This is a genomic window from Psychroserpens mesophilus, from assembly GCF_050617655.1.
GTDB lineage: Bacteria > Bacteroidota > Bacteroidia > Flavobacteriales > Flavobacteriaceae > Psychroserpens > Psychroserpens mesophilus_A.
Genome location: NZ_JBODQC010000001.1, coordinates 256,750 through 283,709, shown reverse-complemented (window position 1 = coordinate 283,709; position 26,960 = coordinate 256,750). Strand labels below are relative to the sequence as shown.

29 protein-coding genes are annotated in these 26,960 nt (G+C 33.0%); 17 read left to right on the top strand and 12 right to left on the bottom strand.

Annotated features, from left to right (window positions below):
• Complete coding sequence (locus ACRHNM_RS01225; protein WP_431132838.1) at positions 1–1,329, bottom strand: M16 family metallopeptidase; 1,329 nt, start codon at positions 1,327–1,329, stop codon at positions 1–3.
• Between the two features lie 192 nt (positions 1,330–1,521).
• Between ACRHNM_RS01225 and ACRHNM_RS01220 the strand changes: the two genes are divergently transcribed.
• From ACRHNM_RS01220 to rpmA, 3 genes are all read left to right on the top strand, one after another.
• Positions 1,522–1,977, top strand: coding sequence for a DUF4199 family protein (locus tag ACRHNM_RS01220; RefSeq protein ID WP_431132836.1), 456 nt, complete (start codon positions 1,522–1,524; stop codon positions 1,975–1,977).
• Positions 1,978–2,075: 98 nt separating this feature from the next.
• A complete protein-coding gene (gene rplU / locus ACRHNM_RS01215) occupies positions 2,076–2,744 on the top strand; it encodes a 50S ribosomal protein L21 (RefSeq protein WP_431132834.1) in 669 nt (222 codons plus the stop codon).
• 36 nt (positions 2,745–2,780) lie between these two features.
• On the top strand, positions 2,781–3,041 hold the full coding sequence (gene rpmA, locus ACRHNM_RS01210; protein ID WP_431132832.1) for a 50S ribosomal protein L27: 261 nt from the start codon (positions 2,781–2,783) through the stop codon (positions 3,039–3,041).
• A 59-nt stretch (positions 3,042–3,100) separates the two neighbouring features.
• Here the strand turns inward: rpmA and ACRHNM_RS01205 are convergent, their stop codons facing one another.
• The 6 genes from ACRHNM_RS01205 to ACRHNM_RS01180 form a co-directional block, all read right to left on the bottom strand.
• Positions 3,101–4,870 carry a MutS-related protein gene (locus tag ACRHNM_RS01205; protein ID WP_431132830.1) on the bottom strand — a complete coding sequence of 590 codons (1,770 nt, stop codon included), beginning with the start codon at positions 4,868–4,870 and terminating at the stop codon, positions 3,101–3,103.
• 97 nt (positions 4,871–4,967) lie between these two features.
• On the bottom strand, positions 4,968–5,714 hold the full coding sequence (locus tag ACRHNM_RS01200; RefSeq protein ID WP_431132828.1) for a succinate dehydrogenase/fumarate reductase iron-sulfur subunit: 747 nt from the start codon (positions 5,712–5,714) through the stop codon (positions 4,968–4,970).
• Positions 5,715–5,724: 10 nt separating this feature from the next.
• Positions 5,725–7,722 (bottom strand): fumarate reductase/succinate dehydrogenase flavoprotein subunit, encoded by a 1,998-nt coding sequence (locus ACRHNM_RS01195; RefSeq protein WP_431132826.1) that lies wholly within the window; start codon positions 7,720–7,722, stop codon positions 5,725–5,727.
• 14 nt (positions 7,723–7,736) lie between these two features.
• Positions 7,737–8,423: a succinate dehydrogenase cytochrome b subunit gene (locus ACRHNM_RS01190; RefSeq protein WP_431132824.1), complete on the bottom strand. Its 687-nt coding sequence runs from the start codon at positions 8,421–8,423 to the stop codon at positions 7,737–7,739.
• Between the two features lie 149 nt (positions 8,424–8,572).
• Positions 8,573–9,445: a hypothetical protein gene (locus ACRHNM_RS01185; RefSeq protein WP_431132822.1), complete on the bottom strand. Its 873-nt coding sequence runs from the start codon at positions 9,443–9,445 to the stop codon at positions 8,573–8,575.
• A gap of 39 nt (positions 9,446–9,484) precedes the next feature.
• Positions 9,485–12,328 (bottom strand): VPS10 domain-containing protein, encoded by a 2,844-nt coding sequence (locus tag ACRHNM_RS01180; RefSeq protein ID WP_431132821.1) that lies wholly within the window; start codon positions 12,326–12,328, stop codon positions 9,485–9,487.
• A 180-nt stretch (positions 12,329–12,508) separates the two neighbouring features.
• Here ACRHNM_RS01180 and ACRHNM_RS01175 point away from each other — a divergent pair, with 180 nt between their 5' ends.
• The 5 genes from ACRHNM_RS01175 to ACRHNM_RS01155 all read left to right on the top strand — a co-directional run bounded on the left by ACRHNM_RS01175 (position 12,509) and on the right by ACRHNM_RS01155 (position 15,369).
• The gene (locus ACRHNM_RS01175) at positions 12,509–13,801 is read left to right on the top strand and encodes an aminopeptidase P family protein (protein ID WP_431132819.1); all 1,293 of its coding nucleotides are present in this window, start codon (positions 12,509–12,511) and stop codon (positions 13,799–13,801) included.
• Between the two features lie 152 nt (positions 13,802–13,953).
• Positions 13,954–14,568: an alpha/beta fold hydrolase gene (locus ACRHNM_RS01170; protein ID WP_431132817.1), complete on the top strand. Its 615-nt coding sequence runs from the start codon at positions 13,954–13,956 to the stop codon at positions 14,566–14,568.
• The gene (locus ACRHNM_RS01165; protein ID WP_431132815.1) at positions 14,565–14,729 is read left to right on the top strand and encodes a hypothetical protein; all 165 of its coding nucleotides are present in this window, start codon (positions 14,565–14,567) and stop codon (positions 14,727–14,729) included. The genes ACRHNM_RS01170 and ACRHNM_RS01165 overlap by 4 nt, the downstream gene beginning before the upstream one ends.
• A gap of 62 nt (positions 14,730–14,791) precedes the next feature.
• On the top strand, positions 14,792–15,055 hold the full coding sequence (locus ACRHNM_RS01160) for a hypothetical protein (RefSeq protein WP_431132813.1): 264 nt from the start codon (positions 14,792–14,794) through the stop codon (positions 15,053–15,055).
• An 80-nt stretch (positions 15,056–15,135) separates the two neighbouring features.
• Positions 15,136–15,369 carry a hypothetical protein gene (locus ACRHNM_RS01155; RefSeq protein ID WP_431132811.1) on the top strand — a complete coding sequence of 78 codons (234 nt, stop codon included), beginning with the start codon at positions 15,136–15,138 and terminating at the stop codon, positions 15,367–15,369.
• Positions 15,370–15,648: 279 nt separating this feature from the next.
• Here the strand turns inward: ACRHNM_RS01155 and thiL are convergent, their stop codons facing one another.
• Positions 15,649–16,701, bottom strand: a complete 1,053-nt coding sequence (gene thiL / locus ACRHNM_RS01150) for a thiamine-phosphate kinase (RefSeq protein WP_431132809.1) — start codon at positions 16,699–16,701, stop codon at positions 15,649–15,651.
• A 159-nt stretch (positions 16,702–16,860) separates the two neighbouring features.
• Here thiL and ACRHNM_RS01145 point away from each other — a divergent pair, with 159 nt between their 5' ends.
• From ACRHNM_RS01145 to sufD, 6 genes are all read left to right on the top strand, one after another.
• Entirely contained in the window at positions 16,861–17,091 is a 231-nt protein-coding gene (locus ACRHNM_RS01145; RefSeq protein ID WP_431132808.1) for a hypothetical protein, read from the top strand.
• Between the two features lie 160 nt (positions 17,092–17,251).
• Positions 17,252–17,581 (top strand): HesB/IscA family protein, encoded by a 330-nt coding sequence (locus ACRHNM_RS01140; protein WP_431132806.1) that lies wholly within the window; start codon positions 17,252–17,254, stop codon positions 17,579–17,581.
• A 15-nt stretch (positions 17,582–17,596) separates the two neighbouring features.
• The gene (sufB, locus tag ACRHNM_RS01135; RefSeq protein ID WP_431132804.1) at positions 17,597–19,045 is read left to right on the top strand and encodes a Fe-S cluster assembly protein SufB; all 1,449 of its coding nucleotides are present in this window, start codon (positions 17,597–17,599) and stop codon (positions 19,043–19,045) included.
• A 24-nt stretch (positions 19,046–19,069) separates the two neighbouring features.
• Positions 19,070–19,498, top strand: coding sequence for a hypothetical protein (locus tag ACRHNM_RS01130; protein WP_431132802.1), 429 nt, complete (start codon positions 19,070–19,072; stop codon positions 19,496–19,498).
• Positions 19,499–19,512: 14 nt separating this feature from the next.
• Entirely contained in the window at positions 19,513–20,265 is a 753-nt protein-coding gene (gene sufC / locus ACRHNM_RS01125; protein ID WP_431132800.1) for a Fe-S cluster assembly ATPase SufC, read from the top strand.
• A 69-nt stretch (positions 20,266–20,334) separates the two neighbouring features.
• Positions 20,335–21,648: a Fe-S cluster assembly protein SufD gene (sufD, locus tag ACRHNM_RS01120; RefSeq protein ID WP_431132798.1), complete on the top strand. Its 1,314-nt coding sequence runs from the start codon at positions 20,335–20,337 to the stop codon at positions 21,646–21,648.
• On the opposite strand, the gene ACRHNM_RS01115 is transcribed toward sufD, so the two are convergent.
• The 4 genes from ACRHNM_RS01115 to ACRHNM_RS01100 are packed head-to-tail and all read right to left on the bottom strand — an operon-like array spanning position 21,626 to position 24,226.
• Positions 21,626–23,284: a serine hydrolase domain-containing protein gene (locus tag ACRHNM_RS01115; protein WP_431132796.1), complete on the bottom strand. Its 1,659-nt coding sequence runs from the start codon at positions 23,282–23,284 to the stop codon at positions 21,626–21,628. The genes sufD and ACRHNM_RS01115 overlap by 23 nt on opposite strands.
• Positions 23,272–23,451 carry a hypothetical protein gene (locus ACRHNM_RS01110; protein WP_431132793.1) on the bottom strand — a complete coding sequence of 60 codons (180 nt, stop codon included), beginning with the start codon at positions 23,449–23,451 and terminating at the stop codon, positions 23,272–23,274. Before ACRHNM_RS01110 ends, ACRHNM_RS01115 begins: the two co-directional genes overlap by 13 nt.
• A gap of 11 nt (positions 23,452–23,462) precedes the next feature.
• On the bottom strand, positions 23,463–23,891 hold the full coding sequence (locus tag ACRHNM_RS01105; RefSeq protein ID WP_431132791.1) for a hypothetical protein: 429 nt from the start codon (positions 23,889–23,891) through the stop codon (positions 23,463–23,465).
• Positions 23,888–24,226 carry a PadR family transcriptional regulator gene (locus tag ACRHNM_RS01100; RefSeq protein WP_431132789.1) on the bottom strand — a complete coding sequence of 113 codons (339 nt, stop codon included), beginning with the start codon at positions 24,224–24,226 and terminating at the stop codon, positions 23,888–23,890. The genes ACRHNM_RS01105 and ACRHNM_RS01100 overlap by 4 nt, the downstream gene beginning before the upstream one ends.
• Before the next feature lie 108 nt (positions 24,227–24,334).
• On the opposite strand from ACRHNM_RS01100, the gene ACRHNM_RS01095 reads away from it, so the two are divergent.
• The 3 genes from ACRHNM_RS01095 to ACRHNM_RS01085 are packed head-to-tail and all read left to right on the top strand — an operon-like array spanning position 24,335 to position 26,896.
• Entirely contained in the window at positions 24,335–25,549 is a 1,215-nt protein-coding gene (locus ACRHNM_RS01095; protein ID WP_431132787.1) for an aminotransferase class V-fold PLP-dependent enzyme, read from the top strand.
• A 51-nt stretch (positions 25,550–25,600) separates the two neighbouring features.
• Positions 25,601–26,416, top strand: a complete 816-nt coding sequence (locus ACRHNM_RS01090) for an META domain-containing protein (protein ID WP_431132785.1) — start codon at positions 25,601–25,603, stop codon at positions 26,414–26,416.
• 54 nt (positions 26,417–26,470) lie between these two features.
• A complete protein-coding gene (locus ACRHNM_RS01085) occupies positions 26,471–26,896 on the top strand; it encodes a SufE family protein (RefSeq protein ID WP_431132783.1) in 426 nt (141 codons plus the stop codon).
• Positions 26,897–26,960: the final 64 nt, after the last annotated feature.

The window sequence follows — 26,960 nt, the reverse complement described above, 5'->3', positions numbered from 1 at the left end:
TTATTGTTCGTCTTTTTGTGGTAAGTATTCAATTTCTACACGCTGATTTGGACTTAGATATTTTTTAGCAACCTCCTGAATGTCCTCTCTTGTTATAGATCTGTAAATGTCAATCTCTTTGTTAATTAAGTTAACATCATCATATAGCAGGTAGTATGTTGCAAGAGATCCTGCAATACCTTCAATGCTGGAATTAGCATTTACAAATTGATTTTCAAATTGATTAATTAGTTTTTGATGATCTCGTTCTGAAATTAGTTCCGTTTGTAATTTAGATATTTCTTCGTCGATCTCAGTTAACAAAGTGTCTAAAGTAACATCTCCTAAAGGAAGTGCAAACATTGCAAAAATGCTGTAATCCATTTGTGTGATATTTACAGCTTGAACGGCTAATGCCTGCTTTTGATTATCAACCAGTTTTTTATATAAAACAGAACTTTTTCCACCACTTAAATAAGAAGAAATCATGTCTAAAATATAAGCATCTCTTTTTCCAAATCCAGGTGTTCTGTATGCTGCAAGAATTGCTGGGACTTGGATGTTTTTATCGTAAGCTTTGGCTTTCTCTGTAGTAGTTATTGGCTCCTCTTTAGGGAAGTTTCTTACCACTTCTGGACCTCTTTTAACGTCACTGAAGTATTTTTTAACCAATTCTTTTGTTTTACCAGTATCAATATCTCCTGCAACAATTAAAACAGCATTATTTGGACCATAATAATCTTTAAAGTAAGTGTTAAATTCTTCAAGAGTTGAAGCATCTAAGTCTTCTTGATAACCAATATTAGGATCTTTGTAAGGGTGAACTTTAAAAAGATTAGCTCCTAAAGTTTCAAATATTTTGCCATAAGGAGATTCGTATCGTTGACGTTTTTCTTCTTTAACGACTTCGTTTTGTGTGTCAACACCAACTTGATCAATTACAGGGTGTAACATACGCTCAGATTCTAACCATAATCCTAATTCCAATTTGTTTGATGGAAAAACTTCATAATAATACGTTCTGTCTTGAGACGTATTAGCATTGAATCTTCCACCATTTGCAGGAATGATTTTCATAAATTCACCACGTTCTATATTTTCTGATCCTTCAAATAATAGGTGTTCAAAAAAGTGAGCAAAGCCTGTACGAGGAGCCTCTGGACTACCTCCAACATCTTTTCCTCCTACATTATACATAACTGATGTGATAACAACTGGAGCAGTGTTATCTTGATGAAGAATAACATGTAATCCATTGTCTAGATCAAATTCTTCAAATTTAACTTCTTGTGCAGATGCAGCAAATATTGCTAATACAAAAGCAGCTAAAGTAAATAAGCCTTTTTTCATTGTGAGTTTGTTTTAAATTAGTTTTACGAGTTGTAAGTGTTTAAATAACATTAATTGTTACAATCTTTTACAAAAATAACGATTAACTATCCTTTTTTAGTAGTTAAAATTCTAAAAAATTCTTAAAAGTGCTAGAAATGGATTTTTTTTTACGAACTTAAAAAATGTATTAACGTTTAAAGATCTTTTATTATGAACACTTTGTTTACGGTTGCTCTAAAATATGGCTTGTATACTACCTTTAGTTTAATTGCCTATTTTTTGATTTTAAAACTCTTTAATTTACATGAAAACCCATGGCTAAGATTGTTCAATGGTGTTTTTATGTGTTCAGGAATTTATTTTGCCATTAAGAATTACAAATTAACATCAGAAAACAATATTTCTTACATTAATGGAATCAAAACAGCATTGATCACTGGATTTATTGCAACAATATTATTTACAGTTTTCATGGCCATCTATATGTTTCATATTGATGTTGCGTTTACAGAAAAACTGCTTGGTGATTGGATGAATGATTATGAAGCAGGAGCTAATATTTTGCTCTTTATTATTTTTATTGAAGGTTTAGCTTCAACTGTAGTTTTAGCTTTAGCATTTATGCAAATATTTAAAAAAAGTCATAATATTTCTCAAAATATATAAATCGCTTGTAGATTAATTAATTAGAATGTATATTTGCACCCGCTTTCTGAGGAGAAAGTTATTTTTTTGAACAAAATAATTAATAAAAACGTTACGCTATGTACGCAATTGTAGAGATAGCAGGGCATCAATTTAAAGTTGAAAAAGACCAAAAAGTTTTTGTTAACCGTTTAGCAACAGAAGAAGGTAAGAAAGTTTCTTTCGATAACGTTCTTTTAATTGGAGATGGTAACAATGTAACTTTAGGCGCCCCAGCTATAGACGGAGCACAAGTAAGTGCAAAAGTCTTAAAGCACCTAAAAGGTGATAAAGTGATAGTTTTCAAAAAGAAAAGAAGAAAAGGTTACCGTGTAAAAAATGGACACAGACAGGCTTTATCTGAAATCGTAATCGAAACTATTGTTACTTCAGGTGCTAAGCCAGCAAAAAAAGCTGAGCCAAAGAAAGAAACTAAAAAAGCAGAAACTAAAGCTACAGCTTCAAAAGCAGAAGCAAAAAAAGCTACAGGAAAAGCTGATGATTTGAAAAAAATCGAAGGAGCTGGACCAAAAGCTGCTGAAGCATTAGTAAATGCAGGGTATGAAACTTTTGCTAAAATAGCAGAGGCTAAACCAGAAGAATTAAGTACTGTGTTATCTGAAGCTAGTTCTAGATTAGCACACATCGTCACAGATACATGGCCAAAGCAAGCTAAATTAGCAGCAGATGGCAAGTGGGACGAGCTTAAAGAATTACAAGACAAATTAGATGGTGGAATTGAAAAATAATTCCATTTAAGTATAACAATATAAAACCTTAAGACAATGGCTCATAAAAAAGGAGTAGGTAGTTCTAAAAACGGTAGAGAATCAGAATCGAAACGCTTAGGTGTTAAGATTTTTGGTGGACAAGCAGCAACGGCTGGTAATATTATCGTTAGACAAAGAGGTAATACACATCATCCAGGTGAAAATGTGTATGGCGGAAAAGACCACACTTTACATGCTAAAGTAGATGGTTTAGTAAAATTCACTAAGAAAAAAGATGGTAAGTCTTTTGTTTCTATAGAGCCTTTTGAAGCTTAATTTGAATTTTATCTCACAATATTAAAAACCCCATTCTAATTTAGAATGGGGTTTTTGTTTTATATAATTTCCATCTTCTTCAAAAGAAAACTGGCATTCATATTTTGACAAATCCCTTTTTTAAACTTGTAATCAAAATAGAGTTCGTTGTCAATTATTTCAGCATCAAAATAATAGTTTTTTACTTCGTCTAATTCATTTGAAATTTCGCAAAGACTTAAATCGTGAGTTGCAATAATGCCAGTCGCATGTCCTGCAACTAATCTCTCAACAAACTTTTTAGAACCTATAGCTTTATCTGTACTGTTAGTGCCTTTTAAAATTTCATCTAAAATGATAAAATAAGGTTCCTTTTTAATGGCATCCACTATAAATTTCAGACGGGTTAGTTCTGAAAAGAAATAACTACTGTCATCAGTTAATGAATCACTGGTTCGCATACTTGTAATGAGTTTTACAGGAGCATAAGAACTAGATTTTGCACAAACAGGTAAGCCTGCATTTGCCATCACAATGTGTAAAGAAATGGTTCGTAAAAATGTACTTTTACCTGCCATATTTGCTCCTGTTACAATAAAGAATTGTTTACGGTTTATGATTACATCACTATTAACTCGTTTGGTTTTATTAAGTAGTGGGTGCCCTAAATCTTTAGCATTTATTATGGTCTGGTTTTTTGAAATTTTAGGAAACACATGGTCGGCGTGGTTAAAACTATAATTTCCTAAACTATTATATGCATCAAAAAAGGAGACGACTTCAAACCAGTCTTTAACCTTGTGATTATACTTTAAAATCCACTGCTCAACTTTATAAGCATTTTTAATATCTGAAAGCAAATAGCCATTTCCAAAAATAGCTCCAATAAGATTATTACGATTGTCTAAAGCGTCTAAATGTTTTGAGAATTCAGAAAAAATTGCTGAAGCTTTTTTGCCTTCAGATTGAATTTTATTTTGTTTATCTTGAAGGAGCTTTGATTTAAAATTTTCGTTTTCTATCTGAAGCAATAATGCTGCGTATTGCTTAAATGTATCTTTTGCTTTATCTGAATTTATGGCTAGTTTATTAATGTTTTTTAAATACAAACCAGTGATTCCAAGTCCTACAAATAGCCAATACCCAAAAAAGGAAATATCTAAAACATTAACTATTGCTAAGATTAATAAGGTTATTGAAATGATTGTAAACAACCATGGTAACCACTTCAATTGTTTTGGAATGAAACTTTTATGATTTTTTAACCAATGTATGATATTTTCAGCTGGTGTTTCGGTGTCTATTAATTTCCCTGTTGCAGAATACAATTGAGTCCATTCTGTTTTTTTTGATATTTCCTTGATTGCATCTTGCCGTTCTTCAATATGAGAACAATTGTTTGCTTTTAATGTATTTGAAAGCTTGAGCTGTCCTTCGGCAGACATGGTTCTGTTGATGTATTGAAAAAACGAGCCTTTTCCGAAAAGGTCAATATCTAAACTGTAAAAATGTTTAGGATCCTGAAATTGTAACCCAGTATTTCTATGATGATAATCTCCTGAAGCAATGTTAAGTTCTTCAGAATTAATAATTGCTAATGCGTTATGAAGATTTCGTTTTGCTTTTGCGTCTGTATATTTTGAAAGCAAATAGATGAATATTACTGTACCTAGAACTCCAGTTGCTAATGTTAATTGCCAATTTGAAAAGGTCGTATATATTGCTAATCCAGTAACTATAAAAACTAATAGGCGTAAGGCACTGAGAAGTAAAAGCCTTTTTTTTAGTAAAGACACTTCTGTGTTATGTTTTTCTAGTGTTTGATTATAAAAATTTATTGGGTCAATCATGATAGTATTTATATAGTAAAGAAACAAAAAATCCCAAGATTGCTCTTGAGATTTTAGTTTTATATAAGGTTTTAGTTTTTGATTTAAATCGTATTTTCTAACCTTTAAGACTAGCTTTTAAATATTCTCTATTCATGCGAGCAATATTTTCTAAAGATATTCCCTTAGGACATTCAACTTCACAAGCTCCTGTATTTGTACAGTTTCCGAAGCCTTCTTCATCCATTTGTTTTACCATATTTAATACGCGATCTGTTGCTTCAACTTGTCCTTGCGGTAATAATGCAAATTGAGATACTTTTGCACCTACAAATAACATGGCACTCGAGTTTTTACAGCTAGCTACACAAGCACCACAACCAATACAAGTCGCTGCGCTAAAGGCATCATCAGCATCATGTTTGTTAACTGGAATTGCATTAGCATCAATGGTGTTTCCAGAGGTATTTACAGAAATAAAGCCGCCTGCATGCTGAATACGATCAAATGACGATCGATCTACAACCAAATCTTTTATTACAGGAAATGCTTTTGCTCTAAAAGGTTCAATATAAATAGTATCACCATCATTAAACATACGCATGTGTAATTGACATGTTGTGATTCCTCGATCTGGACCATGTGCTTCACCGTTAATGTATAGGGAACACATACCACAAATACCTTCACGGCAATCATGGTCGAAAGCAACAGGCTCATCACCTTTGCTGACTAACTGTTCATTTAAAACGTCTAACATTTCAAGGAAAGACATGTCTGGCGATATATCACTAATTGGATAATCTACCATTTTTCCTTTATCGTTAGCGTTTTTTTGGCGCCAAATTTTTAATGTTAAATTCATAGCTTTCCTTTTATTTGTAACTTCTTTCTTTAACTTTTATGCTTTCGTAAACCAAATCTTCTTTGTGTAAAACAGCATCTTTTGGCTCACCTTTATATTCCCAGGCTGCTACATATTGAAATTCTGGTCGTCGAAGCGCTTCACCTTCTTCAGTTTGATATTCTTCTCTAAAGTGTCCACCTGCAGATTCTTCCCTTAGCAAGGCATCTTTAGCAAATAACTCTCCTAATTCTAAAAAGTCAGAAACACGCAATGCCTTTGCTAATTCTTCATTAAATTCATCATTGGATCCAGGCACTTTTACATCTTTCCAGAATTCTGCACGTAGCTCAGCTATTTCAGTAATAGCAGATTTTAAGTCCTCTGCATTTCTGGCCATTCCACATTTATTCCACATGATTTTACCTAAACGTTTGTGGAAGTGATCTACAGAATGGTTGCCGTTATTCGATATTAAATGTTCTATATTTTCCTTTACGTTCTTTTCTGCTTCATCAAATTCTCTGGTATTTGTAGGAATTGGACCTGTACGAATATCGTCAGACAGATAATCGCCAATAGTATAAGGCAATACAAAGTAGCCATCTGCCAAACCTTGCATTAAAGCAGAAGCTCCAAGTCTGTTTGCACCATGATCTGAGAAATTAGCTTCACCAATACAATATAAACCAGGAACGGTTGTCATTAAGTTATAATCTACCCAGATGCCACCCATTGTGTAATGAACTGCTGGATAAATCATCATTGGTGTATTGTATGGATCTTGATCTACAATTTTCTCATACATCTGGAATAAATTTCCATATTTATTTTTGATAACCTCTTGTCCTAATTTCTTTACAAGAGTAGCATCATTTTCATCTAAGCCTTTTACGTGAGCCTGTTCTTTTCCGTAACGTTGAATTGCTGCAGCAAAGTCTAAAAACACAGCTTCACCAGTTGCATTTACTCCAAAACCAGCATCACAACGTTCTTTTGCAGCACGAGATGCAACATCACGAGGCACAAGGTTTCCGAAGGCTGGATAGCGACGTTCTAAGTAGTAATCGCGATCTTCTTCAGCTAAATCTACAGGCTTTAATGTTTTATTTCTAATAGCTTCAACATCTTTCTTGTGTTTAGGCACCCAAATACGTCCATCATTTCTTAAAGACTCAGACATCAATGTTAATTTAGACTGATGATCTCCAGAAACAGGAATACATGTAGGGTGAATTTGTGTGTAACAAGGGTTTGCAAAATAAGCACCACGTTTGTGAGCTTTCCATGCAGCTGTTACATTACTTCCCATAGCATTGGTAGACAAGAAAAACACATTCCCATAACCACCTGTACCAAGAACGACAGCATGAGCTGAATGTCTTTCGATTTCTCCAGTAATTAAATTACGTGTAATAATGCCTCGCGCTTTACCATCAACGATAACAACGTCTAACATTTCGTGACGGTTGTACATTTTGATTTTTCCGCGACCAATTTGGCGATTCATTGCAGAATATGCTCCAAGTAGTAATTGCTGACCCGTTTGTCCTGCGGCATAAAATGTACGAGAGACAAGAACACCACCAAAAGAACGGTTATCTAATAACCCACCATATTCACGAGCAAAAGGAACTCCTTGAGCAACGCACTGGTCAATAATATTTGCAGAAACTTCAGCTAAGCGATAAACGTTAGCTTCCCGAGAACGATAATCACCTCCTTTTACGGTATCGTAAAATAAACGGTATGTCGAATCACCATCGCCTTGATAGTTTTTTGCGGCATTAATTCCTCCCTGAGCTGCAATTGAATGTGCTCTACGAGGAGAATCTTGAAAACAAAATGCTTTCACATTGTATCCAAGCTCTGCTAAAGTTGCAGCAGCAGAACCACCTGCTAAACCTGTTCCAACAACAATAACATCAATGTTACGTTTGTTCGCAGGATTCACCAAATCAATATGATTTTTATAATTGGTCCATTTATCTGCTATTGGACCTTTTGGTATTTTAGAATCTAAAGCCATATTTAGATGTGTTTTTAGTGATTAAAATGATGGAATAATGCAATGAAAATAAATCCTAATGGAATAAGAATTGCATAAGCTTTTCCAAATGTTTGTAATCCTTTGGAATATTTATTATTCATTCCTGTTGACTGAAAAGCCGAACTAAACCCATGCAATAGGTGAAGCGCCAAGAATATAAAAGATAAACAATAGAGAGCTACTCTCCAGACATCCACAAACTTGTGCGTTAGTTCTTCGTAATATCTAAATCCGCTATCAACATTATCTGGATCTAATAGACCACTCATGTCACCTTTGAAGTATTTAATATTTATTTCAGGTGCCCAAAAATCGTAAAAGTGTAATCCCAAAAATGCTAAAATGACTAATCCGCTCCAAATCATATTACGACTCATCCATGATGAATTAGAAGCTCCATTATTTTTAGCATAACTGATTTGTCTGGCATTTCGGTTTCGTATTTCTAAAACAAATCCCATTACAAAATGAAAAATAACACCAAAAATCAATATAGGTTGCAAGAGATACTGAACCGCCCAAAACGTTCCCATGAAATGGGATGCTTCGTTGAAAGCTTCTGCACTAAATACGGAAAGGATATTAATTGCAAAGTGTTGAAGTAAGAAAAACATGAGGAAGAGTGCCGAAAGTGCCATGGCAAACTTTCTTCCTATCGACGAATTTAAAATTCCGCTCATTATAATTGTAGTTAATTATTTGTAAAACAAAGATAAGGTTCATTGTCCTGTACAACAAATTTTAGCTACAATTTCGTTAATTTAGAATGGGTTTAAGTAAAAGGATTATTTTTTTTTAAAAAACTAGCAAAATTGATGTGTTACCTATGTTAATTTACAATCGGAATCAAACCACGAAGTCCCATATCTACAACTTGTTCTCCAGCTCCAGGTTCGTATTTCCCATCTGGATTTACATCAATCCATTCAAAACTATTATTGATAGAAAATGACAGTGTTACCGTAATGTCTTGTGTTTCATTTCCAGTAATAGTCAATCCATTTTCAAATTCACCAGTTACAACACAAGATCCTGAAGGAATTGGTGATGAGTCAAATATTGGGTTTGGAACTGTCGTAGCGCCTTCTGGAGCTTGCCCTTGAGTGGTAAACCCTGAAGCTTCAAAAGCCCAAAAGCCTTGTGCTTTGTTGTCATTGACTGTAATTGTACTTTCATTGAGGTTAAACGAAGTGATGTATGAATTGTAACCTACAAAACTAGCTAAGGTTCCTGTAAGTTCTTGTGCATTAATCAATAGATCAATATTACCTTCTTGATATGCTAAAGATACTCTTACCCATTCATAGTTACCTGTGGAAATTTCACTTAATGGAATCGTTAAAAACGTTTCATTGTTTCCTGCAAAAACTGCGTTTTGAAAATTGATAGCCTGAGCACCTCCAGTAGTAGTTTCATCGCCTTCAAAAATAATCTCTCCAGTACCTAATGCTGTTGTTGCTGTTGGAGCAAATTCTATATAATTAGCACTCATGCGATTAATATGAGGTGATTGTGCAGCATTTCCTGGTGCAACAGATACAGGTTGACCAAGATTCCCTAAACGTTCTTGATCAGGATCGAATTTTAATTTAATAACCAAATTAGGTTCTGTTTCATCCAGCCTTAAGTTATCATCATTATCTTCGCTACAAGACAAAATTAGTACAGAGGTCAAAAGGAATACAAGTTTAATATATTTCATAGATGTAGAGTTTTTAGGATAACTTTAAAAATAGGATATTTATTTTATTTCAAAGTTTGTTTTTTTATCATCAATTTGAATCGTATAAACACCTTTTGGTAAATAATACTTGTCGTTTCTTGCTTTTTCTATTTCAACAGAAGTGTTTTCTTTAAGAAGTGTTTTTCGGCTTTTTTCGGTTAGCGTTAAATCATAATGTGTATAATTGAAGCCTTTATCAGCATTAACTTTCATTTTGTTTAGGAGTGTTCCTTTTTCTGATAGTATTTTTACTGTTTTTTCTTCTGAAGTATGAGTATAAAAAGCCACTTCAATTTCAGGTTCATAGACATCATACCATTTTCCCCAAGAACTTCCCCAACGTGAGGAATATCTAATATCATTAACCTTAAATAGTGTTAATGCATTAGACATTAGCTTAGGGTTCATCAATTGAAGTTCTGAAATATCTGTTTTGTAAATGCTTCTTCCGTGTGTGCCAATTAAGAGATCTTTAGCTTCAGACTGAATAACAATATCATGTACAGCTACATTTGGCAATCCCTTACTAAAACTTTCCCAGCTTTGACCTTGATTAATAGAGACATAGGCACCATTGTCTGTTCCTAAATAAAGAATGTTTTCATTTTCAGGATCTTCTTTAATGACATTAACAGGAGACACAGGAATATTAGCGCTTATATCTTTCCAGGTTTGACCATAGTTATCGCTCTTATAAACATACACTTTAAAATCATCCCAACGATAGCCATTTAAGGTCACATAAACACGTTCTTTTTTATGCTGTGATGCAATAACACGACTTACCCAGAGGTCTTTTGGTAAAGTATTAGAAATATTAGTCCAATTGCCTCCAGCATTCTTAGTAACATAAACCAATCCGTCATCACTTCCTGTATAAATCAATCCGAATTGAAAAGGCGATTCACTTATAGACGATAATGTTCCGTAAGCTACATTTCCTTTTTTTCCACCATTGGTTAAATCGTCGCTAATAGCTGTCCAATCATCACCTTGATTCATAGAGCGCATGAGTTTGTTTCCACCCAGATATAAAATATCCTGATTATGAGGTGACAATAAAATAGGGGTTTGCCAATTAAAGCGATACGGATTTTCACCTAATTCATGTTTAGGCTGTATGTATTTATCTTCTTCAGTTTCGAGATTAAGTCTGTAATAATTTCCAAATTGATAGCCTGTATACACGACATTATGATTTCTGCTATCAATCTGAATTTGCATACCATCACCTCCCATAATACTTTTCCATGGATAGTGTCCGCTTTGGTGCCAGCTTTTATCTTCACTGGCATTATGAGCTCCAACCCAAACACCATTATCTTGTAAACCGCCATATACATTATACGGTTTTTCATTATCAACATTAATAGCATAAAACTGACCAACTGATGGTGAATTATTTTTAATCCAGTTTTCACCATCGTCATACGTAATATTTACACCACCATCATTTCCATTGATAAGGTGATTTGTGTTTTTTGGATTGATCCAGAGTGCATGATGATCTGCATGTACATTTTCTGCACTTATAGAAGTGAATGTCTTTCCGCCATCTTTAGATTTCACAATTGGAACACCATAAATATAGATATGATTCGGGTTGTCTGGAGCCACGTAAATATGACCAAAATAGTAACCATAACTATAGTAAATATCGTCCAGATAATCGTCGTGGGTTTTTTTCCAGGTTTTTCCTCCATCGATGCTTTTATATACTTCAGTTCCAATAACTGGTGTGTCAAACAACATGGAGTTGGCATCTTCAATGTATTTGGCAAGATCTATAGGTTTAACATTACCACTTCTTACCATTTGTTTCACATTTTCGGCACGATATTTTTCCTGAAAGCCATTTGTTTTTAAATACTCATTCAGCTTTTTGTCATCTAATGCTAAGAATGTTTCTGAAGTCATACTTTTGAAATCCTCCTTTGTTAAGCTGTTTGACGTTTCTTTATGGTCTTCTGAAGGTCTACGGAATTGGCTATCATGAACGGCATAAATCACATTGTCATTATAAACGGCTAGGCCTATTCGTCCAACACCATTTCCAGTTGGGAAACCACTATCTTCAGTTGATACTTTGGTCCATGTATTTCCGGCATCAGTACTTTTATATATGGCTGAATTATTTCCACTACCATCAAAATTCCAGGCTTTTCGGTCTTTAGTCCAAGATGAGGCAAACATGAGATTAAAATTATTAGGATTCGTTTGCACATCAATAATACCACTCATGTTATCTACAAATAAGGTTTGTGACCAGGTTTTTCCACCATCAATTGTTTTGTAGATACCACGTTCTTGATTTGGGGAATATAAATGTCCTGTAACTCCAACTACGACTTCATCAGAATTATTAGGGTTTATTAAAATGCGACCAATATGATGTGAATCGGTCAAGCCCATATTTTTCCAGGTCTTTCCGTTATCGGTAGATTTTAAAATTCCAATGCCAGCATAACTCGACCTTGAGCTGTTATTTTCACCTGTACCAACCCAAATAGTCTGGTTTTTCCAATCGACAGCTATGTCACCAACATTTTGCGTATTTGAATTATCAAGAACAGGTGTAAATGTCGTTCCGTTATTTACAGTATGCCAAACACCACCAGAGGCGTATCCAACATAAAATTCTGTTGGATTTTCAGGATTTACGTCTAAATCAACGACGCGACCACTCATGACAGTTGGTCCTATATTTTCAAAAGCGATATGTTTAACAAGAGAGGTTTCTGCAAGTGTCTTTTTTTGTTCTAGGGCTTGAGTAATTGTTTCAGCAGATGTTGCAGGTTGTTGAGCAAATACAACAGAAGTGCTTAAGAGTAAAACAAACGATAGGAATCTTGTATATATCATGTTGGATAAAATTTTGTGGCATGAAATTAATCAATTCAGAAAGAATCTTCAAAAAAGTAGGTTAAAGTTTAACAGATTATAAGGTTTCACTTTTGCTTACGGTTAAGTTTGTTTATTTTTGATATTCAATTTGTTCAATAAAATTCCCGATTTGTCGGGAATTAAAAAAATATAGCTTTAATGAAATACGATAAGATAAACCCTTCACTTTTTATAAAAAACCGAAAAAACTTTACAGCTAAAATGAAACCTGGCAGCTTGGCAGTTTTTAATTCAAATGATATTTATCCTATAAGTGCAGATAGCACTATGCCTTTTGAGCAACATCGTGATATTTTTTATTTGAGTGGAGTGGACCAAGAAGAAAGTATTCTCGTGATTTTTCCTGATTGTCCAAACGAAAAACATCGAGAAATTTTATTCTTAAAAGAAACCAATGAGCATATTGCGGTTTGGGAAGGTGAAAAACTAACCAAAGAAGCAGCGTTTAATACCAGTGGAATAAAAACGGTGTATTGGCTTCAGGATATGGAGAAAATCATGTTTGAATTGATGACACAATGTGATACGGTTTATATCAATACCAATGAACATTACAGAGCTAATGTAGAAACGGAAACTCGTGAAGATCGTTTTACGAAATGGTTGAAAGATAAATACCCAGCACATGCTGTGGCTAAGAGCAATCCAATTTTGCAACGCTTACGTTCTGTTAAAGATTCTATAGAATTAGACTTGATGCAAAAAGCATGTGATATTACTGAAAAAGGATTCCGTCGTGTATTAAATTTTGTAAAACCTGGTGTCTGGGAGTTTAATATTGAAGCTGAGTTCATGCATGAATTTTTGAATAACCGCTCTAAAGGTTTTTCGTATACACCAATAATTGCTTCAGGAAATAACGCCAATGTGTTGCACTATATAGAGAATAATCAACAATGTAAAGCTGGTGATTTAATTTTAATTGATGCAGGAGCTGAATACGCCAATTACTCAAGCGATATGAGTAGAACGATTCCAGTTTCCGGAAGGTTTACGGAGCGCCAAAAACAAGTTTACAACGCTGTTAACCGTGTTAAAAATGATGCCACAAAACTATTGAGACCAGGAACTATTTGGGCAGATTATCATGTTGAGGTTGGTAAGCTAATGACATCTGAATTACTTGGACTTGGTTTATTAGATAAAGCTGATGTACAAAATGAAAATAAAGATTGGCCAGCTTATAAAAAATATTTTATGCATGGCACAAGTCATAATATAGGATTAGATACACATGACTACGGAATATTAACCGAACCAATGCAAGCCAATATGGTGTTTACTGTTGAACCAGGAATTTATATTCCAGATGAAGGATTCGGGATTCGTTTAGAAGATGATTTAGTCATTCAAGAAAATGCTGAGCCATTTAACTTAATGCGAAACATTCCAATTGAAGCTGAAGCAATCGAAGACATTATGAATTCTTAGAAAGTACCTTAATAATACTATTCAAAGAAGCCTAAACGATTTGTTTTAGGTTTTTTTGTTTTATTACTGTCAGTTTAAAAAATTAAGGATTGGGTTGAAACAAATATTTGATGCGCAAAACTCTTGTTATCTTTGTCAAATAAACTTTTAGAATGATTGTAGATTATAAAGAAAGCCACATATTTTATACAGACGAAGGACAAGGTGATTCGATTATTTTTTTACATGGGTTTTTAGAAAACAGCTCGATGTGGACCTCTATCATTCGGTATTTAAAATCATCTTACAGAGTGATTTGTATAGATTTATTAGGTCATGGACAGACAGGATGTATTGGATATGTACACACCATGGAGAATATGGCAGATGCTGTGATGACAGTTATAAATGAATTAAACATTGAAACATTTATGCTTATTGGCCATTCTATGGGAGGTTATGTTGCTTTGGCTATAGCTGAAAAGCATTCAAATTTAGTTGATGGCTTATGTTTGATGAATTCTACTGCCTTAGAAGATAATGCAGAACGTAAATTAAACAGAGACAGAGCTATTGAAGCTGTAAAGAATAATCACAAAATGTTCATAAACATATCAATAGCCAATCTTTTTGCTCCTGATAATCGAAATCGACTTACCAAGGAAATTCACACAGTTAGACAAGAAGCGCTTAAAACACCACTTCAAGGAATTATTGCCGCTTTGGAAGGCATGAAAGTAAGGCCCAACAGAGAGCATGTTTTGCACAAAACAGCATTCAAAAAATGATGGTTGTTGGTAGTGAAGATCCTGTTTTAGAATACAATACACTCATGAATCAAGTACATAACCTTAATGTTGAAATTGTAGAGTTTTCAGGTGGTCATATGAGTCATATAGAAAATAAGAAAGAATTAGCCTACAAAATAATGCGCTTTATCGAAAAATAAAGCCTTTAATCGTTCATTGTTAATAATTTTTTCTATGTTAGTGATTCCCAAATTATTAAGTCATGAAAAAAGCTACAAATACTTATGCTCCAATGCGATTTTACTGTGATCTTTTTGGACACAATTACGAAATGACAAAAAAGGTAACAAAGCATGTAAAAGAATATACATGTAAATGTTGTAAACGTCAATTAACAACAAATGGTAATGGAAAACTGACCGAACTCACTCCAAAATATCAAGAGATAAATAGCATTCTTGAGGATATTTATACACGTCGGATGATACGTTTAAAGAGCAAAACACTCACTTCATCGATTTATTAAAGAAAAAACGCACGTTAACATTTGGTTTTCAATATATTTAGACTAATCCATCTAAAGTAATAACTAAATTTAACTGTATCATGAAAAGTATCTACTGCTCATTTTTTGGACACCAATACGAGGTTTCTAAAAAAGTCACGTATCATGTTAAAGAATATAAGTGTACGCATTGTAATGCAGAAATGACCACAAATGGGAAAGGCGGCATCACTCCACTTACGCCTAAGTATAAAGAAATTAATTCAGTATTAGAACGTATTCATCTGAAACGAATGGTTCGAAAAAACAAAGAATTATCTTCAGCAATTTATTAAAGAATTAACATAAAAACTTTTTTGGTTTTACACGTTTTAATTACAATTAGTTTGTAACAAAAGCCTAAATCCCTATGCATTTATTTTGTAAGTTATTTCACCATGAATTCATAATCAAAAAAGACATAACGTTATATGTCAAAGAGTATGAATGTATACACTGTAAAAAACAGTTTACAACTAGTGATACAGGGCGTCTAACACCTTTAACTTCAAAACGACGCGAAATAAATGATGAATTAAAATCATTGTATCAAAAGCGATCTAAAAAAAGACATCTTATTCTTGATCGCTAAGGGCATTCCATCCTTTGGCAATTATTGGTATGGCTTGTTCACCTCTCGTAATTAAGTGCATGCCTCTTGATTTTTCAGTAATGTAACCAATCACAGTTAAGTTGGGATTTCCTTTTATTTTTGGAAAATCTTTTTGGGAAACCGTCATTAATAATTCGTAGTCTTCACCACCATTTAAAGCTATAGTTGTACTGTCGATATTAAATTCTTCGCAAGTAGAAATGACTTGAGGATCTAATGGAATTTTATTTTCATACAATTCGACTCCAACATCACTATGTTTACACAAGTGAATAATTTCAGAAGATAAACCATCACTGATATCAATCATAGACGTTGGTTTCACATCTAATTTTTGTAATAATTCCACGATATCTTTTCTGGCTTCAGGTTTTAATTGTCGTTCAATAATATAGCTGTACATACTTAAATCTGGCTGGTTTTGTGGATTTACCTTAAACACTTCTTTTTCACGTTCTAAAACTTGTAAACCCATATAAGAAGCACCAATATCTCCACTAACAACAACTAAATCATTTACCTTTGCTCCTGATCTTAATACCACATCTTTTTTATTAACTTCTCCAATTGCAGTTACAGAAATAATAAGTCCAGTAGTTGAAGATGTAGTATCTCCTCCAACAACATCAATGTTATATATTTTTGCAGCTGTTTCAATGCCAGCATACAAATCTTCAAGTGCTTCAAGTGGAAAACGATTAGATACAGCAATAGATACTGTAATTTGTGTGGCATTGGCATTCATGGCATATACATCAGAAAGATTTACAATTACAGCTTTGTAACCTAAATGTTTCAATGGGACGTAAGTTAAATCGAAATGTACATTTTCAATTAGTAAATCAGTAGTGATAACAATTTGTTTATTGTCAAAATTTAAAACAGCAGCATCATCACCTATACCTTTCACAGTAGATTTATGTTTGATATCAAAATTCTTGGTTAAGTGGTTTATAAGTCCAAATTCACCTAAAATGTCTAAGGATGTTCGTTGTGGATTTTTATCTTCAATCATACTGCAAAAATAGGATGTTTTTTTTAAGGCGATACATTTTTAAGTCTTTTTCAAATTATAAAAACAATAATTTAAATGCATTTCATCGAAAAAATACGTATTTGACCTTATTTATTAAACAAATTCACTAAGTTTCTCATCCCAAATAAATGCCTACTTATGAAAATTACTGCTAACAACGACTTGTCGTGTGCTGTCTTCGGACATAATCTCGAACGTTTATCAAAAGATTCTCATGAACTAACATGTAAGACTTGTAAGTCAAAAATCACAATTGACAATAGTGATACATATGAAACGCTTCCCTTAAAAAATGAAAATATTAAGACAGCTCTGAGGCAATTGTTTCTTTTGCAAAACAGGTATTCTCGTCAAAAGCTTTCGGCTTAAAAAACATACTACAAGCTAGTTTTCATTCTAAATCTGAAATTTCTTAGTATTTCATAGACTAATGCTATGCAATTATTTGCTAATATAATGTTAGGAAATATGGTTAAAGGCTACTTATATCTTATATTTGCATTCTATTTAGAAGAAATCTATATAAGAAATGATTAAAGTATCAGAAACAGCTAAAAAGAAAGTCATCGAACTCATGAATGAGGATGGTTTTAATAGTGCTACCGATTTTGTTCGTGTAGGTGTTAAGAGTGGAGGTTGTTCTGGGTTGTCATACGATTTAAAGTTTGACAAAGAACAAAAGGAAGAGGATAAAGTATTTGAAGATAATGATGTGAAAATTATTGTCGACAAAAAGAGTTTTTTATACCTCATTGGTACTACCTTAGAATATTCAGGTGGACTTAATGGAGCTGGATTTGTGTTTAACAATCCTAATGCTAACCGAACTTGTGGTTGTGGTGAATCATTTTCACTTTAAAAAATTAAAACAAGCATGTCAAAATATACTGAAGACGATTTAAGGGAAGAATTAAAAACCAAGGAATACGAATATGGTTTTTATACAGATATTAAATCTGAAACCTTTCCTAATGGTTTAAATGAAGATATTGTTAGAGCTATTTCAAAAAAGAAAGAAGAGCCAGAATGGATGACAGAATGGCGATTGGAAGCATTTCGTGTATGGCAGGAAATGACAGAGCCAGAATGGGCTAATGTACATTATCAAAAACCAGATTTTCAAGCCATATCTTACTACTCTGCACCAAATAGTAAGCCTAAATATGATAGTTTAGACGAAGTTGATCCAGAGCTATTAGCCACATTTGAGAAACTTGGGATTTCACTTGATGAACAAAAAAAACTAGCTGGTGTTGCAATGGATGTTGTGGTAGATTCGGTTTCTGTGGCAACCACATTTAAAAAAACATTGGCAGAAAAAGGTATTATTTTTATGAGTATTTCAGAAGCTATTAAGGAATATCCTGAGCTTGTAAAGAAATACATTGGAACTGTTGTTCCTCAAAAAGACAATTTTTATGCCGCTTTAAATTCTGCAGTATTTAGTGATGGTAGCTTCTGTTACATTCCTAAAGGAGTTCGTTGTCCTATGGAATTATCGACCTATTTCAGAATCAACCAAGCAGGAACAGGTCAGTTTGAAAGAACATTAGTTATAGCAGACAAAGGAAGCTACGTAAGTTACCTCGAAGGTTGTACTGCTCCAAGTCGTGATGAAAATCAATTGCATGCAGCAGTAGTCGAATTAATTGCTTTAGATGATGCCGAAATAAAATATTCAACCGTTCAAAACTGGTATCCTGGAAACGCAGAAGGTAAAGGTGGAGTTTATAACTTTGTAACTAAAAGAGGTCTTTGCGAAACCAATGCTAAAATCTCTTGGACTCAAGTTGAAACGGGTTCAGCTGTGACATGGAAATATCCAAGTTGTATACTTAAAGGAGATCATTCAGTTGGAGAATTTTACTCTATCGCTGTCACCAACAATTACCAGCAAGCCGATACTGGAACTAAAATGATTCATTTAGGAAATAATACTAAATCAACTATTATCTCTAAAGGAATTTCAGCAGGTAAATCTCAAAACTCATATAGAGGATTAGTTCAAATTAGCTCAAGAGCAAAAGATGCTCGTAATTTTTCTCAATGTGATAGTTTGTTAATGGGTAACGAATGTGGAGCACATACGTTTCCCTACATAGAAGTTAACAATAAGACAGCTCAAATTGAACATGAGGCAACAACGAGTAAAATAGGTGAAGACCAGATTTTTTATTGTAATCAAAGAGGTATTGATACCGAAAAAGCAATTGCACTTATCGTAAATGGCTTTAGTAAAGAAGTCTTAAATAAATTACCAATGGAGTTTGCAGTAGAAGCCCAAAAACTTTTAGAAATCAGTTTAGAAGGCTCGGTTGGATAATCATAAACATCAGTAGTATTAAAAATGAAAAAATTAGTTATACTCTTTGTAGCAGCTATTGTTTTTACAGGTTGTAAGAATGACGCAAAAACAGAAAAAGACACCCATAGTACAGGTCTTGAAAACGACAAAACGGCTCAACAAAATGATGGTTTAAAAACACTGGTCGGACAATTTATATATTATGCAGATGCCGCTGTTTTACAAACCAGAAATGATATCTATGGTGTTGTTATTAATGACAAAATGCATGAACTAAATAAGATGGCAGAATCTTACAAAAATGATCCAACAGATTATGTCACAGTGCAAGTAAGAGGAACACTAATTCCGAAGCCAGAAGGTGAAGAAGGTTGGCCATTCAGAATAGATATCAAAGAGATTGACAACGTAAAAAAATATGAATCTAAAGAAAATGATGTCATCAAGTTAGGAGACAGTCAGACTGAATAATTGAAAATTATATTATGTTAAAAATAAATGATTTACACGCAAGTGTTGAAGATAAAGCAATTTTAAAAGGAATTAACTTAGAAGTTAAGCCTGGAGAAGTTCATGCTATTATGGGACCAAATGGTTCAGGTAAAAGTACATTAGCTTCTGTGATTGCTGGAAAAGAAGAATACGAAGTTAAACAAGGTGAAATTCTTTTAGAAGGAGAAAACATTGATGAATTAAATGCTGAAGAACGTGCGCACAAAGGTGTGTTTTTGTCGTTTCAATATCCAGTTGAGATTCCAGGTGTTTCTGTAACCAATTTCATGAAAACAGCAATTAACGAAACAAGAAAAGCAAAAGGCATGGAGGATATGCCAGCTAATGAAATGCTTAAAATGATTCGTGATAAAGCCGAAATGCTTGAAATAGATCGTAAATTTTTATCGCGTTCTCTTAACCAAGGGTTTTCTGGAGGTGAAAAAAAGCGTAACGAGATTTTCCAAATGGCTATGTTAGAACCAAAACTGGCAATTTTAGATGAAACCGATTCAGGTTTAGATATTGACGCCTTACGTATTGTTGCTAATGGTGTAAATAAATTAAAAAGTAAAGATAATGCCGTAATTGTTATTACACATTACCAACGTTTACTGGATTATATTGTTCCAGATTTTGTACATGTTTTACATAATGGACGTATTGTCAAATCGGGAACCAAAGAATTAGCTCACGAGTTAGAAGAAAAAGGTTACGACTGGATTAAAGAAGAAGTAAAAGCTTAAAATAGTTTGTGGTGTTCAGTTTTTAGTTAACAACTAACGACTAAACAACTAACGACTAAAAACGAAACTATGGATTTAAAAGATAAATTAGTATCGTCATTTATGGCATTTGAGAACATGGTAGACATAGACGCTCCAGTTCACGATGTACGTAGTGAAGCCATAAAAACATTTGAAGAAGAAGGCTTTCCTACTAAGCGTGACGAAGCTTGGAAATACACATCGCTTAATAATATTTTAAAACACGATTATAGTGTGTTTCCTAAAGCGGAAAATGAATTAGAGCATCGCGATATAAAAAAATATTTCATCCACGATATAGATAGTTATAAGATTGTTTTTATCGATGGAAAATATTCATCACATCTCTCACAAACAACACATGATGGTATTGATGTATGCTTGATGTCGTCTGCATTATCCAAACCAAAGTACAGAATTCTTATTGAAAATTACTTCAATAAAGCAGCCACAAAAGATAGTCTATCAGCATTAAATACAGCATTTTCTAAAGAAGGAGCTTACATTCATATTCCTAAGAATAAAGTGGTTGAAAAACCCATTCAAATTTTACATTTTTCTACAGGAAACGAATCGGCTTTAATGTTACAACCTCGTAACTTAATTGTCGTGGATGAAAATTCTCATGTTCAAATTATAGAACGTCATCAAAGTTTAACAGATAATCCTGTATTGACCAATAGTGTTACTGAAATTTTCACTAATAAACGCGCCATTGTTGACTATTATAAAATTCAAAACGACAAACAAAATGCGTCGTTAATTGATCATACATTCGTCAAACAAAAAAGAGAAAGTCATGCGTCAGTGCATACATTTTCATTTGGTGGAAAATTAACACGTAACAATCTTCACTTCTACCAAGAAGGAGAACGTATTGATTCTACTTTAAAAGGTGTTACGATTATTGGTGACAAACAACATGTAGACCACAATACGTTGGTTCACCATATAGAACCGAACTGTGAAAGTCACCAAGACTATAAAGGTATTTTTGGAGACAAATCTACTGGAGTTTTCAACGGAAAGGTTTATGTTAATAAAGAAGCGCAAAAAACAAATGCATTTCAGGCAAATAATAACATTCTTTTAAGTGATCAGGCATCAATAAACACAAAACCACAGTTAGAGATTTTTGCAGATGATGTCAAATGTTCTCATGGTTGTACCATTGGTCAGTTAGATGAAAGTGCCATGTTTTATATGCGCTCTAGAGGAATTCCAGAAAAAGAAGCAAAAGCTTTACTCATGTTTGCGTTTAGTAATAATGTGTTAGATTCAGTTAAAATTCCTGAAATTAAACAACGAATTACAAAGATTGTTGCAAACAAATTAGGAGTTAATATTGGGTTTGATCTTTAACAAATTCAATGTTGCTTACTTGTCCGTCACATGACAATAACATACCTATTATTTTACCATTCTTATTTTGTGTAAAATGATATAATGTTCTGTCGTGATTGCCAAAACTATTTAATTGAATAGGATATAATGAGATGTTTTCGTGATTCTTATAGCTTAACTTGAGCGTATTTTTTTCGGTATAAAAATGATACACAGTTTTTAATTCTTCGGAATAATAGTTACCCACAAAATTGCTCAAAGTAGAAGGAGTTTCTGTAGTTATTTTAGCACGTTTAAAATAAAAAGGGGTACCTCCAAATGTAACTATCATATCATAATGTTCTGTTTTGTTGAAGTCATACTTTACATTTTGTGAGTTAAGTCTAACAAATACATTTTTATCACTTTGAATTAAGGGTATTGAAACTTTTCCCAAAGAACTTTTCGCTTTCAACGTATCATTGTCGTTAGTAATGTACATGATCATGTCACTATTTAACTCTTTATAACCACCAACAAATCGCTCTACATTTTGTGGTGTAAAAACGATAGGTGTATCAGTTGCTTTAACATCTTTTTCTTTAGAGATTAGCAACATATCTAAAATTTGATATGAGATTAAAACTGGATTTATAGATTGTAAATTGGTCATGATAATGATGCCTATTTTTTCCTCAGGAACCGTTATTAATTGTGATTGTCCTCCGTAACCAAACCCACTATGGCTAACGACCTTGTAACCTTTATAATCATCTATCATTAATCCTCTTCCATAAGAGATTTTTTTTCCATTAGTAAGAGAGTCTTGAGTTTTTAAGAACTGTGCTAGCTCTACAAATTGAGGGATTTGCTTATTGAGCATCTTCATCCAAATAATCATATCATTGAGGTGGCTTCCCATACTTCCAGCACCATAACTGATTTGAGTTGTAGTGTTATATATGAAATTATCATTTTGTTTTTGATAACCTATTGCTTTATTTTTTATAATCTTTCCTTGAGAAACCCTTACAAATGTGTCTTTCATTTCCAAAGGGATGAGAACTTTCGCTTTTAAATAATCATCTAACTTTTGCTTGGTTATTTGTTCAATAATTAAAGCTAAAAGATTATAGTTTGTATTAGAATAGATGAATTTTTCTCCAGGTATATTATTGAGATGTTTTTGTCGCTTAGCAAGATTTAAAACGGTTTGGTTGTCATAATAATCTCTATCATAATTAAAACCCGATAAATACATTAAGGTGTGATAATTTCGTATACCACTGGTATGGTTTAGTAGGTGTTTGATTTTTACAGATTTACCATACTCAGGAAAACCCGGAAAAAATTGCAATATATTATCTTCCAAATCTAGTTTATCCTCTTTAATCAAAGCCCATATTGCAGCAGCTGTAAATTGTTTACTCACTGATGCCAAACTAAAAATGGTAGAGTCTGTGTTTTTTATGCTGTAGTCTAAATTTGCTATTCCGAAGGCTTTAGTGTATAAAACATCATTAGTTCTAATGACACTAGTGGCTAATCCTGGTTCATTTTTCTTAGTGTAATTGTGTAGGAGCGAATCAATGCGATTCTCTAGTGGATTTTGAGTGCTACTAATTGTAAAATGCAGTACAGCAATGATTAGACAAAGAACTTTTAACTTTGACACTGCTTGTACTTTTGATAAAAGTAAGTTGGAATTAAACCGAAATTTAAAAACAGAAAGCCTACAAAAACAATAATTCCTCTATAAGGCCATGTTAAAAATTCAAACATGGCTCCAATACCAAGAATAAAGAAGGTCATAAATCCGAGAATATAAAATGATTTTTTCATAAGTATTTGATTTAAGAAAATTTGTGTACAGATTTTTTATATTTAGAATAGAAATGAATTGGTAGTATAACTAAAATGGAAATGAGTATTGCTCCAAGCAACCAAATATTAGCATAAGGCCATTGCATCATTTGAAACACTAAACTCAGAATTAAAAGAAGAATGACACTAAAACCAGCAGAAAATTTTAATCTATTAATTGTTATTATTTCTTTGGCAAACTTTTGCATATCAGTTTCTCGTTGTAAATTTTGAAAACTAGAATAACCTCCAAACTTTTGAAGTGCTTCTTGATATAAGGAATCAAAATCACTAGATTCTTTTGCTTCAATATAGGTACAGATATGATCCAATAAATCGTCTCTTAAGTCTTTAGATTTAACACCATAAAGCATTAAGTTGTTTTCTATAAATTCAATTTGTTGCTCAGATAATATCATAATTTTTGAGTTTCAGAATTAAAAATGAGATGTAAAGTGTCTATGAAATCGTTTATTTCTTTTGTGACTTCCTTTACCATTTGCTTACCTTCTTTAGTAACCTTGTAATACTTTCTAACACGTTTACCGATAAAAACTTTTTCGGTATCCAGTACACCTTTTGCTTCTAGCTTGTGTAATATGGGGTACAAAGCGCCTTCGGAAATATCAATCTTTCCAGAGGTCATTTTTTTTACCTCTTGCGTAATCTCATAACCATACATTTTTTCTCTACTATGTATTAGTTTTAAAATGATTGGTTGTAATGTTCCTTTTGTGAGTTCTTTACTATACATTTTACAAATATATATTTTATTTAAATGTATTTGAATAAAATATTAAAATATTTATAAGTTTCATTTTCTGAAGACCATTTTAGCCAAACATCTTGTAACTTTGCATTTATGTTAAACGTCGATGAAATCAGAAAAGACTTTCCTATACTTCAAAGAGAAGTCAATGGAAAGCCCTTAATTTATTTTGATAATGCTGCAACGTCACAAACACCAAAACAAGTGATTGCTGCCATTGTTGATTATTATTCTAATTATAACGCCAATATTCACAGAGGTGTTCATACTTTAAGTCAGGAAGCAACAGATTTGTATGAGCAGGCGCGTATAAAAATACAGAAGCACTTCAACGCAAAATATAGTTATGAAATTATTATGACTTCTGGGACAACACATGGCATAAATTTAATAGCAAATGGGTTTTCATCCTTATTAAAAAAAGGAGATGAAATATTGGTGTCGGCATTAGAGCACCATAGCAATATTGTACCATGGCAAATGTTATGTGAACGAACAGGAGCAACTTTAAAAGTCATTCCGATGAATGAAAAAGGGGAATTGATTTTAAGTGATTACGAAACATTACTCTCAAAGCATACAAAATTGGTTTTTGTAAATCATATTTCTAATGCATTAGGAACTATAAATCCTATTCAAATAATGATAGACAAAGCGCATGACGTTGGAGCAGCCGTTTTAATTGATGGCGCACAATCTTGTCCTCATTTAGTACCAGATGTTCAAGCTCTGGATGTTGATTTTTATGTAGCATCTGCGCACAAAATTTGTGGACCAACAGGTGTAGGGATGCTCTACGGAAAAGAAGAATGGCTTAATAAATTACCTCCATACCAAGGAGGAGGAGAGATGATTGCTGAAGTTACATTTCAAAAAACAACATATGCCAATTTACCACATAAATTTGAAGCTGGAACACCAAATATTTGTGGCGGTATTGCTTTTGGAGCTGCTTTAGATTATATGAATGCAATAGGTTTTGAAAACATAGCAACATATGAAAAAGACCTTTTAGAGTATGGCACTCTAGAACTTCTAAAGATTGAAGGTTTAAAAATTTATGGAACATCAGAGCATAAAACATCAGTAATTTCCTTTAACATTGAAGGTGTTCATCCATATGATATTGGTACAATCTTAGATAAAATGGGAATTGCAGTTCGTACTGGACACCATTGTGCGCAACCTATTATGGACTTCTACAAGATTCCTGGAACAGTAAGAGCATCCTTTGCCTTTTATAATACTAAAGCCGAAATAGATGCTTTAGTTTCAGGTGTAAAAAAGGCAAAAATGATGCTGTCTTAAAGTTTGGCTTCCTTTTTGTAATATTATCATTAAACTATAAAAATTAGAAACATGAAACATCTAGCCATATTAATAAGCCTTATCATATTAAAGTCCTGTGGAAGTTCACAAGATGTTGCAAGTGCATCTAATTCAACACATATGATTACTAATGAAACAATTTTTGGAACCTATACTTTGGAGCAAATAGAAGCAACTAATGTAACTTCTTATGAACTCACTCTGGAGTTTGACTCTAAAACAAATAAAGTATCAGGTTTTGCAGGTTGTAACCGTTTTTTTGGGACGTATTCAACCAATGAAAATTTAATCTCTTTTTCTGAATTAGGAGCGACAAGAAAAATGTGTCAAAATGAAGCTAATGCAGTTGAAGGAACAATGTTTAAAGTCTTAGCTAAGATTAATGCGTTTGACATATCAAACGGAACATTAAGTCTTAAAAATGATGACACTGTTTTAATCATAGCCAATAAGAATATGATGTCAAAAGAGCGACAAAAAGAACATATGAATATCACGTATCGAGCTTCCACCAGAGGTTTTTTTGAAACCATATGGATTAAAGGTAATGTATTGAAATATACTAAGGATAGAGATTTAAAAGACGTTAGCAAACACAAATTATCTGACAAACAACTTTCAGAACTTTTAGCCATTTATAAAGATTTAGATTTAAAAGCGATACCTTCTTTAGAGCCACCTTCAAAAACCTTTCAATATGATGCTGCTGCAATGGCAACGCTTAAAATTGAAGCCAACGGAAATTCATATACCTCAAATGGTTTTGATCATGGTAATCCTCCAAAAGCTATTGCTGTGTTCATAGATAAGCTATTATCTATTAAAGAAAACACGATTAAACAATAGAGATATTGTATTTTTGTAATGGCAATTATCTTAATGCTTAATTAAAGAAAAAGAATGACGATTACAGATATAAAAAAGGACATCATTGAAGAGTTTGACATGTTTGATGATTGGGAAGAGCGTTACCAGTATATGATTGATCTTGGTAAAACCTTACCGCTTATTGATGCACAGTATAAAACAGAGGATAACATTATTAAAGGGTGTCAAAGTAAAGTCTGGGTACATGCTGAAATGAAAGATGACAAAGTCATATTTACAGCAGATAGTGATGCCATCATTACTAAAGGGATTATTGCCATTTTAATTAGAGTGTTTTCGAATCAACATCCAAAAGATATTATAGATGCCGATACAGATTTTATTGATCAAATAGGACTAAAAGAGCATTTATCACCTACTAGAGCTAATGGTTTAGTAAGCATGATAAAGCAATTAAAAATGTATGCCATTGCATACCAAACACAACTTAACGAGTAACGTTGTTTTTCGGTTAGTTACTAATATATTTTTCGACTTAACGATAAACAACTGAATAATAAAC